9 protein-coding genes and 1 tRNA gene are annotated in these 11,191 nt (G+C 44.6%); 3 read left to right on the forward strand and 7 right to left on the reverse strand.

Going from position 1 to position 11,191, the window contains the following annotated elements:
• Positions 1 to 105: 105 nt before the first annotated feature.
• Positions 106 to 190 (reverse strand) — tRNA-Tyr (locus BCU12_RS18585).
• A gap of 289 nt (positions 191 to 479) precedes the next feature.
• Here BCU12_RS18585 and BCU12_RS18590 point away from each other — a divergent pair.
• Complete coding sequence (locus BCU12_RS18590; RefSeq protein WP_102405743.1) at positions 480 to 1,538, forward strand: efflux RND transporter periplasmic adaptor subunit; 1,059 nt, start codon at positions 480 to 482, stop codon at positions 1,536 to 1,538.
• Positions 1,538 to 4,648, forward strand: coding sequence for a multidrug efflux RND transporter permease subunit (locus tag BCU12_RS18595; protein ID WP_102405744.1), 3,111 nt, complete (start codon positions 1,538 to 1,540; stop codon positions 4,646 to 4,648). Before BCU12_RS18590 ends, BCU12_RS18595 begins: the two co-directional genes overlap by 1 nt.
• Before the next feature lie 89 nt (positions 4,649 to 4,737).
• Here BCU12_RS18595 and BCU12_RS18600 read toward each other — a convergent pair whose 3' ends face one another.
• Entirely contained in the window at positions 4,738 to 5,337 is a 600-nt protein-coding gene (locus tag BCU12_RS18600) for a YitT family protein (RefSeq protein ID WP_102405745.1), read from the reverse strand.
• Positions 5,338 to 5,685: 348 nt separating this feature from the next.
• Between BCU12_RS18600 and glyA the strand changes: the two genes are divergently transcribed.
• Entirely contained in the window at positions 5,686 to 6,936 is a 1,251-nt protein-coding gene (gene glyA / locus BCU12_RS18605; protein ID WP_102405746.1) for a serine hydroxymethyltransferase, read from the forward strand.
• Positions 6,937 to 7,275: 339 nt separating this feature from the next.
• Here glyA and BCU12_RS18610 read toward each other — a convergent pair whose 3' ends face one another.
• The 5 genes from BCU12_RS18610 to BCU12_RS18630 all read right to left on the reverse strand — a co-directional run bounded on the left by BCU12_RS18610 (position 7,276) and on the right by BCU12_RS18630 (position 11,183).
• Positions 7,276 to 7,602 (reverse strand): hypothetical protein, encoded by a 327-nt coding sequence (locus BCU12_RS18610; RefSeq protein ID WP_102405747.1) that lies wholly within the window; start codon positions 7,600 to 7,602, stop codon positions 7,276 to 7,278.
• 183 nt (positions 7,603 to 7,785) lie between these two features.
• Complete coding sequence (lipA, locus tag BCU12_RS18615) at positions 7,786 to 8,751, reverse strand: lipoyl synthase (protein ID WP_102405748.1); 966 nt, start codon at positions 8,749 to 8,751, stop codon at positions 7,786 to 7,788.
• Between the two features lie 7 nt (positions 8,752 to 8,758).
• Positions 8,759 to 9,412: a lipoyl(octanoyl) transferase LipB gene (gene lipB, locus BCU12_RS18620; RefSeq protein ID WP_102405749.1), complete on the reverse strand. Its 654-nt coding sequence runs from the start codon at positions 9,410 to 9,412 to the stop codon at positions 8,759 to 8,761.
• Positions 9,413 to 9,588: 176 nt separating this feature from the next.
• Positions 9,589 to 9,867, reverse strand: a complete 279-nt coding sequence (gene ybeD / locus BCU12_RS18625; protein WP_102405750.1) for a DUF493 family protein YbeD — start codon at positions 9,865 to 9,867, stop codon at positions 9,589 to 9,591.
• 137 nt (positions 9,868 to 10,004) lie between these two features.
• A complete protein-coding gene (locus tag BCU12_RS18630; protein WP_102405751.1) occupies positions 10,005 to 11,183 on the reverse strand; it encodes a serine hydrolase in 1,179 nt (392 codons plus the stop codon).
• Positions 11,184 to 11,191: the final 8 nt, after the last annotated feature.

An 11,191-nucleotide genomic window follows, 5' to 3' on the forward strand; every position in this document is an offset into this window, starting at 1 on the left:
CACTCGGGAACCCCTCCAGGGTATTTTTATCCTTAGAAACTGTTTTCCCAACACGATTTCCAAGCGTTTCTCACAACATTCACACAGGAAAGTCACAAGAGAATATGGTGGAGGGGGACGGATTCGAACCATCGAAGGCGGAGCCGGCAGATTTACAGTCTGCTCCCTTTGGCCACTCGGGAACCCCTCCAGGGGGCACTTTTATTACTTTCTTGTAAAAGTAAACCTAAATGATGTTTTCCCAACGCGTCATTCAAGTGCGGAGCGCATCATAGCAAACTCGGAAAAGCTGTAAAGAGTTTTCTTGGGAATTTAGATTGAATGCTGCCTTTTTGGACAAAGCTGCTAGGAAATAACCATTTTGTCTGGAGGGGAGTGTCTAAATGTCTGGTTTGTTTTCTATTATTTACACTACTTGACGTTATCAATAGTGCGGACAGGGTATTATATTGATAGTTCCTATTTTGTAGATTCCAATCATGAAAAATAAAATAATCATAAAGTTATTGGCGTTGTCTATTCTAACGTCTACATCGCTGGCGCATGCCAAACGATCTCAAGGTAATCAGGCGGTAACGGTGATTACCGAAGAGGTTCAGGTTCATCAAGTGTCTCAATCATTAACCTTGGTGGGTAAGCTAGAAGCCAAGCAGGCGATTGTTGTGTCGCCAGAGGTGGCTGGTAAGGTTACCCAAATTCCTGTTAAGGCAAATCAAACGGTGCAGAAAGGTCAGTTGTTGGTTCAATTGAATGATGACAAGGCAAAGGCTGCTGAAAAGGAAGCGAAAGCCTACTTAACGGATGAGCAAAGAAAGCTGCGAGAATTTGAACGTTTGTCGAAAAGCAATGCGATTACTCAAACGTCAATCGACGGTCAAAAAGCCAGTGTCGAAATTGCTCAAGCGCGTCTCGATGCTGCTCAAGCCAATTTGCAAGACCTTAATCTGTCCGCCCCCTTTACGGGCACCATTGGCTTCATTGACTTAAGCCCTGGTGAGTTAGTGACAGCTGGCAGTCACCTTCTTACGCTCGATGATTTGTCGGTCATGCAGCTCGATTTACTCGTGCCAGAGCGCTACTTGTCGCGCCTGAGTCAAGGTATGAAGGTGAGTATCACAACCTCGGCGTGGGGTAATCGAACCTTTGATGGTGAGCTGGTTGGTATTGACTCTCGAGTCAATACAGAAACATTGAATCTGCGTGTGCGCGTTAATTTCGATAACCCAGAAAGTGTTTTGAAGCCTGGTATGTTGGCGTCAGCTTATATGGCGTTTTCGACGATTGAAGCGCCGATCATCCCAGCACAAGCATTGGAGTACTCTGGTACGAAGCGATTTGTGTATGTGATTGGTGATGACAACGTGGCGAAGCGTACCGAAGTTATATTGGCAGAACGTGTGGAAAACCAAGTCGTGATTGCTGAAGGCGTTGAAATAGGCGAGAAGATCGTAGTTCAAGGCATTGTAAATATGCGAGACGGCGTTTCTGTCACTGAGCTTGATATTGAAAAAAGCGCCTTAGAAAAGGAAAGTAACTGATGTTGTTGTCTGATATTTCAGTAAAACGCCCCGTTGCTGCTCTTGTTCTTAGTATGTTGCTGTGTGTGTTTGGCATTGTTTCATTTTCCAAACTCGCGGTTAGAGAGATGCCAGATATTGAATATCCTGTGGTCTCTATCAATACTACGTACAGTGGCGCTTCAGCAACTATAGTAGAAAGTCAAATCACCACCGTCCTTGAAGATCAACTTTCAGGTATTAGTGGCATCGATGAGATTGTCTCCACAACTCGCAACGGATTCTCTCGAATTACCATTACCTTTGAACTTGGGTACGATCTCAATTCAGGTATCAGCGATGTTCGTGATGCGGTATCAAGAGCTCAGAGTTCATTGCCCGACGAAGCCGATGACCCTTTAGTTTATAAAAATAATGGGTCGGGTGAGCCTTCAATATATATAAACCTCAGTTCTTCGGAAATGGACAGAACTCAGCTTACTGACTATGCCGAGCGTGTCTTGATCGATCGATTCAGCCTCATATCTGGGGTCAGTTCGTCGAATCTCTCTGGCGGCCTGTATAAGGTGATGTACGTTAAGTTAAAACCAGAAGTGATGGCAGGACGCGGAGTCAGCACAAGTGACATTACGACTGCGCTTCGACGTGAAAACATCGAAAGCCCTGGCGGTGAAGTTCGTAATGACTCTATTACGATGTCAGTTCGCACCGTACGTGCTTACAGCGAAGCCGAAGACTTTGAGTATCTGGTCGTTAAGCGAGCCAGTGACAACTCACCTATCTATTTGAAAGACGTGGCAGATGTCTACCTCGGTGCGCGTAATGAGAATGCCTCGTTTAAAGCCAATGGCATTGTGAATTTAAGCATTGGTATTGTGCCTCAGTCTGATGCCAACCCACTTGATGTCGCTAAATTGGTTCGTCAAGAAGTGGAAGACATTCAACAGTTTTTGCCTAAGGCAACCAGTCTTGTCATCGATTACGATACCACGATCTTTATTGAACGCTCAATTTCTGAGGTGTACACCACGCTGTTCATTACGGGCGGTTTGGTTGTTCTGATTCTTTACATCTTCATTGGGCAGGCGAGAGCAACCCTTATACCCGCGATTACCGTTCCAATCTCTTTGATCTCGTCATTCATCGCTGCGTACTACTTTGGTTTCTCGATCAACTTGATCACGTTAATGGCGTTAATCTTATCGATCGGTTTGGTGGTTGATGACGCCATCGTCGTCATTGAAAATATCTATCATCATATTGAGCAAGGAGAGACTCCACTGCTTGCGGCCTATAAGGGCGCGAGAGAAGTTGGCTTTGCCGTTGTTGCAACAACATTGGTGCTTGTGATGGTATTTTTACCCATTTCCTTTATGGATGGGATGGTAGGACTGCTGTTTACTGAGTTTTCCGTATTGCTTGCTATGTCGGTGATCTTCTCCTCTTTGATCGCACTAACGCTGACTCCAGTGCTTGGAAGCAAGATACTAAAAGCCAATGTAAAGCCAACGCGTTTTACTCAGGTAGTGAATCGTGCATTTGCATTTTTAGAAGCTAAGTATCGCGCTATTTTGCAGAGAGTGATTCGCTTTAGATGGGTTGCTCCGATCATCATCGTGGCTTGTATTGGTGGCAGTTTCACGTTGATGCAACAGGTTCCTGCGCAACTCGCTCCAACAGAAGATAGAGGGGTTATTTTTGCTTTTGTTCGAGGGGCTGATGCAACCAGTTATAACCGTATGTCGGCTAACATGGATATTGTTGAAGAGCGTTTGATGCCACTTCTTGAAGAGAACTTCTTGAAGTCATTCAGTGCCGAAACTCCGGCGTTTGGTGGAAATGCGGGCGACCAAACCGGCTTTGTCGTGATGGTGCTTGAAGACTGGAATGAACGTGATGTAACGGCGATAGAAGCGTTAGGAAAAATTCGACAAGCGCTTGCGGGCATTCCAGATGCACGAGTGTTCCCATTCATGCCAGGCTTTAGAGGGGGCTCTAGTGAGCCTGTTCAATTCGTATTGGGTGGTCCTGATTACAAGGAGCTTCAGGAGTGGGCTGACAAGTTGAAAGATCTTGCCGAAGACTCACCAATCATGAATGGCACCAACATCAACTATTCTGAGAAGACGCCAGAGTTGGTGGTGAATGTCGACAAGCAACGAGCGGCAGAGCTGGGTATTAGTGTCGCTGAGATATCGGAAACCTTAGAGATCATGCTTGGTGGTAAATCAGAAACAACGTTTGTCGACCGTGGCGAAGAATATGATGTGTATCTTCGTGGCGATGAGAATAACTTTAATAATGCGGCAGACCTTAGCCAAATCTACCTGCGTACCAACAGTGGTGAGTTGATCACGCTAGATACTGTGACAACGATAGAAGAGGTAGCTTCATCTATTCGTCTTTCTCACTACAACAAGCAAAAATCTATAACGATTACGGCAAACGTAGAAGAGGGGTACACGCTGGGTGATGCATTAGATTTCCTTGATGAAAAGGCCATTGAACTTCTGCCGTCCGATGTGTCCGTTAGCTATTCAGGAGAATCAAAGGATTATAAAGAGAACCAATCGAGTACGTTGATCGTCTTCGGCTTGGCGATGCTGGTGGCCTATTTGGTTCTTGCGGCACAGTTTGAGAGTTTCATTAACCCATTAGTGGTGATGTTCACTGTTCCAATGGGGGTGTTTGGTGGTTTCCTTGGACTAGTGCTTATGTCACAAGGGCTGAATATCTACAGTCAGATTGGCATGATCATGCTTATTGGTATGGTGACGAAAAACGGCATATTGATTGTTGAGTTTGCCAACCAACTGCGTGACCGTGGTGTTGAGTTTGAGAAAGCGATCGTTGATGCGTCTGCTCGACGTTTACGCCCAATCATGATGACGGCATTCACAACCTTAGCAGGGGCCATTCCACTGATTATGTCTACCGGCGCAGGCTACGAAAGTCGAGTCGCGGTGGGTACTGTCATCTTCTTTGGTATGGGCTTTGCGACATTGGTTACCTTGTTTGTCATCCCTGCAATGTATCGATTGATATCGATTGCTACGCACTCTCCGGGTCATGTAGAAGCCGAGTTAAATAAAGCACTACAACATGATGTGAAAGCTCGAAGCGCTCATTAAATACGTTTTTTGAACACGTAGACGAATAAAAAGGGCTCACTGATAAGTGAGCCCTTTTTCATTGGAATGACCCGTCTGCCTTTGAGTCGTTAGCCGTAGGTAACAGAATAGCGGGTTGGCTTATGATTCATTGCTAAGACAACATTTAGGGCAACCGCGCCGAGCAGTGATAAAGCAATAACCATAGGAGAAACAAAGAATACTGAGGCAAACAAGATAGCGATATCGATAGCCATTTGAGTTTTGCCCACTGAAATTCCAAATCTGTCTTGAATGACGAGGCAAAGAACATTGAAGCCCCCGAGGCTAGAACGGTGCCTAAACAGAATCAACATACCAAGGCCCATCAGTAATCCACCTGCAATGGCACAATAGGTATCGTTTATCGTATCCAGTGTGATCACCAGATAGAGGTGATCGGCAAACACCGAGACAAGCGCGCCAGAAACAGCGCTGTTAAAAGCAAAGCGCTTGCCAAAACGTTGCCAGGCTAGCAGGTAGAAAGGGCAGTTGAGTAAAAAATACAGAGTACCAAACGAGACAGAGACAATCTGGCTAAGCAGAAGTGCAAGCCCAGTCGTGCCACCGGTTAGCAGGTGAGCCGATTGGAGAAAGAAGACTCCCTGGGCGACTAAGAAAGTCCCAGTTAGAATTGCGATCCAGTCTTCTTTACGTGTGTGTTTTTCCATCAACTTTATTTTCTTCTAGGGGATATTGGGGCGAATAGTAGAGAAAAGATGATCTTTTCGGTAGATAGAGAGGGTTATTTAGGGTAAACCTATGTAATCAACATTTTACAGAGTGTAAAACGGAAATTTGACAGCTTAAATGCGAATCAATAACTTTACACGCTTATGGATGATAAACCTTGTAAGCCATTATGAATAAACTGCATGATAAAAATTGAATTTGCTCTTTATGATATAGATCAAATTATGTAGAATGCTTTTCATAAATTCGACCCACGTAAACGTTTGCGTCGGGTTGTTGTGTGGTTTTTTTGAAACTTTCAGTACAATCTGAGTCAGGAGATACAGATGCTAACACGTGACATGAACATTGCAGATTACGATGCAGACCTATTTGAAGCGATCCAAGAGGAGACGGTACGCCAAGAAGAACATATTGAGCTTATCGCATCTGAAAACTACACCAGCCCACGTGTAATGGAAGCTCAAGGCTCTCAGCTTACGAACAAATACGCTGAAGGTTACCCAGGTAAGCGTTACTACGGTGGTTGTGAGTACGTAGACAAAGTAGAGACTCTAGCCATTGAACGTGCATGTAAACTGTTTGGCGCGGAATACGCAAACGTACAGCCTCACTCTGGTTCTCAAGCAAACAACGCGGTTTACATGGCACTGCTTAACCCAGGCGATAAAGTGCTTGGTATGAGCCTTGCTCACGGTGGTCACCTGACTCACGGTTCTCCAGTAAACTTCTCAGGTAAGCTTTACGACATCATCCCTTACGGTATTGATGAGAAAGGTCAAATCAACTACGAAGAGATGGAAGCGCTGGCTGTAGAGCATAAACCTAAGATGATCATTGGTGGTTTCTCTGCATATTCTCAAGTGTGTGATTGGGCACGAATGCGTGAAATTGCAGACAAAGTGGGTGCTTACTTCTTCGTAGACATGGCGCACGTTGCTGGTCTAATCGCTGCGGGTGTTTATCCTAACCCAGTACCGCACGCGCACGTTGTCACAACAACAACGCACAAAACACTTGCTGGTCCTCGTGGCGGCCTTATCCTTTCATGTGAAGGTGAAGATCTGTACAAGAAGTTGAACTCAGCGGTATTCCCTGGTGGTCAAGGTGGCCCACTAATGCACGTTATCGCTGGTAAAGCGGTCGCGTTCAAAGAAGCTCTAGAGCCAGAATTCAAAGAATACCAAGCGCGCGTTGTTGCTAACGCTAAAGCAATGGTTGCTGAATTCCTAGCTCGCGGTTACAACATCGTTTCAGGCTCTACTGAGAACCACCTGTTCTTAGTTGACCTAATCGACAAAGACATCACTGGTAAAGAAGCCGATGCAGCACTAGGTTCAGCTAACATCACGGTTAACAAGAACTCTGTACCAAATGACCCACGCAGCCCGTTCGTTACTTCTGGTATCCGTGTAGGTTCTCCTTCTATTACTCGTCGTGGTTTTTCTGAAGCTGACGCAAAAGCGCTTGCTGGCTGGATGTGTGACATTCTAGATAACATGGGCGATGAGTCTGTTGTTGAAGCAACAAAAGCGAAGGTACTAGAAATCTGTAAGCGCCTACCGGTTTACGCTTAATTTTTCTGGCTCAAATAGCTTAATTTCTGTGTTAAAGGTGCTCATTTACATCAGCAAATTTCGCCCCTTTTCCTTGAACTAAAGCTATTTGATTGGAAAATACGAATTGAGAGGCTCCTTTATGGGAGCCTTTTTTGTGCTTGTACGCTTAAATCGTTGTCGTGCATGCTCATTTACCCCCTTGAGCTCCGCGTGCTTTCCTAGAATTTGAATAATCGGCTTTGAAAAGTGAAGGAAGGGAGCTTTTGTTGCTCCCTTTTTGTATGGCGCAGATACGAAAGCCCCGCTCTTGTTTAAGAGCGGGGCTTTTATAGTTCGTGGTCGATGATTTCGAAGGGGTTACTTAGAGATGCTTAATAACGTGCCTGACTTACAACGGAATGAGTAATACTTTCGACTTTCGTTAAATTTACCGAGACCTTCACCATCACAGTAGTCGATATTAATGTCACGCATCACATCTAGGGTCTTTTCCGAAGTCAGAGCAAATTTTGATCCGTCAGAACAGACAATACGAACACGGCCATCATCACTGACTGAATAGAGATCCACTTCAGTATTACAAAGCTCGAAAGAGGCTTCTCTAAAGTTGTCTTGTTTTGTGTTTGAGCTACAGCCTGCGGTAACTGCTGCGATCATTAGTGCCAATAATCCAAATTTATTCATGACTGTCCCTTAACTATCTTCGATGATAGATACAATGTATTCCTCAAGTTTATTAAGCGTATCGATTTAATGAGGTGGTTTCAATCTTCAAGCTGATATATTTAATCATAGGCAATAAAAAAGCCGATGAGATCATCGGCTTAATTCGTGTTAACGGCTGTTAACCCATGTATTATCTGCGGCTTATTTCACTTCTTTACCTTGTGCTTGCATGTCTGCATGGTAAGAAGAGCGAACAAATGGGCCGCAAGCCGCGTGAGTGAATCCTAGCTCTAACGCAATATCTTTAAGCTCATCAAACTCAGATGGCGGTACGTAGCGTTCTACTGGAAGGTGGTGTCTGCTTGGTGCTAGGTATTGACCTAGGGTTAGCATACTCACGCCGTGTTCACGTAGATCTTTAAGTACTTGGATGATCTCTTCTTTGGTTTCGCCTAGTCCCATCATAACGCCAGACTTAGTTGGAACGTTAGGATGTTGCTCTTTGAACTTCTGAAGAAGCTGAAGAGACCATTTATAGTTCGCGCCTGGACGCGCTTTACGATAAAGACGAGGCGCGGTTTCTAGGTTGTGGTTGAAGACATCCGGTGGGTTGTCTTTAAGCAGCTCTAATGCAATGTCCATACGGCCACGGAAGTCAGGCACAAGCGTTTCGATATGGATGTGTGGATTCAGTTCGCGAATCGCCTTGTTACAGTCAGCAAAATGCTGCGCGCCGCCATCTCTAAGATCATCTCTATCTACCGACGTCACCACTACGTACTTGAGCTTCATATCTTTGATGGTTTGAGCGAGTTTTTGTGGCTCACCTGCTTCAGGAGTTAATGGGCGACCATGGGCAACGTCACAAAATGGACAACGGCGAGTACAAATGGCACCTAGGATCATGAAGGTAGCCGTACCGTGGTTAAAGCACTCTGCAAGGTTAGGGCAAGAGGCTTCTTCACACACTGAGCTAAGATTATTTTTACGTAAAGCCGATTTTATATCTTGAATACGTTGGCTGTCTGAAGGAAGCTTTATTTTCATCCACTCAGGTTTACGTAAAATCTCTTTTTGCTCAGTTGGCATATTTTTTACTGGGATTAACGCCATTTTGTCAGCGTCCCTGTACTTAACGCCTTTTTCCATTTGAATCGGTTTGCTCATGTTTTTACTACTTCTCGTTAAGGGCTTCAGTGCAAAATTCAACGTGCTCATAGTCAAGTACTGCTACGAGTTCTTCTATTAACTGTTGTTCGACTTGCTTCAGTTCCTTGGGGCCGCCAAGTTGACTGACTTGGGCCATTTCCATGCCTTGATAACCGCAAGGGTTAATTCGCAGGAATGGTGATAAATCCATGTCAACATTAAGTGCTAATCCATGGAAGGAGCAACCTTTACGGATTCTCAAACCAAGGGAGCAGATTTTTTTATTGTCGACATAAACGCCAGGTGCGTCGGGTCTTGCTGCGGCGTCGATATTGTATGCTTTAAGTGTGTTGATTACGAGGTTTTCGATATGAGTAACGAGCTCCCGCACTCCAAGCTTTTTTCGTCTTAGGTTGATCAAGAAGTACGCGACTAATTGACCTGGTCCGTGATAAGTGACTTGACCACCACGGTCACTTTGTACAACAGGGATATCGCCTGCTGCGAGAATATGTTCTGCTTTACCGGCTTGGCCTTGAGTGAACACAGGGTTGTGTTCTACCAGCCAAATTTCATCGCTACTGTCATCGGTTCGATTGTCGGTAAACTCGTGCATAGCCTGCCATACAGGATGATAGTCTTGTCGACCGAGTTGCTTTACGACTAATTGGTTTGACATTCCAAGTTCCGTAGTGATTTATAAAGTTATTGCATTATAAACACATTCATTAGTCTGGACTACAAATTGATAACCACAAAATAACCAATGAAAAAGGCGATGTTATTTAAGTTTTTGATAAATAATAAAAAAGCAGCTAAGGCTGCTTTCAATATTATTTTAAAGTTTAAACTTTATTATAGAACCATGCGAACAATGTCGATGTCACCCAGTTCTTTGTACAGCGTTTCAACCTGCTCGATGGACGTCGCAGTGATATTCACAGAAACAGAGTTATATGTTCCTTTCGCACTCGGCTTAACGTCTGGGCTGTAGTTACCTGGAGCGTGGCGTTGAATAACTTCTAGTACCAATTCTGGCAGTTCAGGCTTCGCGTAACCCATCACTTTAAAAGTGAAAGAACATGGGAATTCAAGCAAGTCTTTCAATTTTGCGTCTGAATTAATGTTCATAATAGTAGAGACTCCAAGGTTGTATTACGAGTATGGCACGCATATTACTGCCAATTGTGAGTGATCTCAAGATCCGTTGAATGACGCCAAAATGAAAAAAGCTGCATCAAGCAGCTTTTTCGGTTGGGAGAGTTGAATGGTTAAAAGAAACCTTTGAACAACAGTACTAAGTAATCCCAGAGTCGGCTAAATATGCCGCCTTGCTCAACGTCTTCTAGGGCAAGTAATGGGTATTCAGCCACATCATCGCCTTCTAGTTGATAGAAGAGCTTACCAACCACGTCACCTTTCATTATTGGTGCTTCCAGCTCACTTTCTAGAACAAAGCTTGCTGTAAGGTTTTTGGCTTGGCCGCGAGGCAGGGTGACGTAAGTATCGACATCAACGCCTAAAGCGACTTTGTCTTTATTGCCCATCCAGATCTTTTCTTCGACGAAGGTTTCCCCCACAGCATGTGGCGCTACGGTTTCAAAGAATCTAAACCCGTAACTTAGAAGCTTCTTACTTTCGGATTTACGTGCATTAGCGTTCTTTGTTCCCATCACAACGGCAACTAAGCGCATTTTTCCTTCGGTCGCGGAACTGACTAAGCTGTAACCGGCATTGCTGGTGTGTCCGGTTTTGATGCCGTCAACATTCATGCTCTTGTCCCATAACAAACCGTTGCGGTTGTATTGGGTGATGCCGTTATAAGTGTATTTCTTTTCTGAGTAAATACGGTACTCATCTGGCACGTCACGAATCAATGCTGAGCCAAGTAGTGCCATGTCATACGGGGTGGAATAGAGTTCATCGTTATCCAGCCCATGCACGTTGGCAAAGTGGGTATTGGTCATGCCAATTGAGCTTGCCCAGGCATTCATTAGGTCAACGAAGGCATCTTCAGAGCCTGCAATATGCTCAGCCATTGCCACGCAGGCATCGTTACCCGATTGAACGATGATGCCACGGTTTAGATCTTCAACAGTGACCGTTGTACCTACTTCAATAAACATCTTAGAAGAATCGGGGAAATTCTTAGCCCAAGCATTTTCACTGATGGTGACTTCATCTTTCAGGGAAATGTTGCCGCGCTCGACTTCTTGACCAATGACATAGCTGGTCATCATTTTCGTTAAGCTAGCAGGAGACAGTTTCGTGTTCATCTCCTTTTCTGCTAAGACTTTACCTGAGTGAAAATCAAGTAACACAAAGCCTTTCGCCGCAATTTGAGGAGCGTCAGGAACTACGATAGGTGAAGCTGAGACGGTTGTTGATAGACCTACAGAAAGTGCAATAGAGCTAACTAGAATGGCATTAAATAGTGATGTTTTTTTCATGATAAATA

Origin of the sequence: Vibrio sp. 10N.261.55.A7 (genome assembly GCF_002877365.1) — a bacterium.
Lineage (GTDB): Bacteria > Pseudomonadota > Gammaproteobacteria > Enterobacterales > Vibrionaceae > Vibrio.

Bases quoted from the DNA above. Each gene is read 5' to 3' on its own strand.
- BCU12_RS18590 (WP_102405743.1), top strand. From the start codon at position 480: ATGAAAAATAAAATAATCATAAAGTTATTGGCGTTGTCTATTCTAACG.
- BCU12_RS18595 (WP_102405744.1), top strand. From the start codon at position 1,538: ATGTTGTTGTCTGATATTTCAGTAAAACGCCCCGTTGCTGCTCTTGTT.
- BCU12_RS18600 (WP_102405745.1), bottom strand. From the start codon at position 5,337: ATGGAAAAACACACACGTAAAGAAGACTGGATCGCAATTCTAACTGGG.
- glyA (WP_102405746.1), top strand. From the start codon at position 5,686: ATGCTAACACGTGACATGAACATTGCAGATTACGATGCAGACCTATTT.
- BCU12_RS18610 (WP_102405747.1), bottom strand. From the start codon at position 7,602: ATGAATAAATTTGGATTATTGGCACTAATGATCGCAGCAGTTACCGCA.
- lipA (WP_102405748.1), bottom strand. From the start codon at position 8,751: ATGAGCAAACCGATTCAAATGGAAAAAGGCGTTAAGTACAGGGACGCT.
- lipB (WP_102405749.1), bottom strand. From the start codon at position 9,412: ATGTCAAACCAATTAGTCGTAAAGCAACTCGGTCGACAAGACTATCAT.
- BCU12_RS18630 (WP_102405751.1), bottom strand. From the start codon at position 11,183: ATGAAAAAAACATCACTATTTAATGCCATTCTAGTTAGCTCTATTGCA.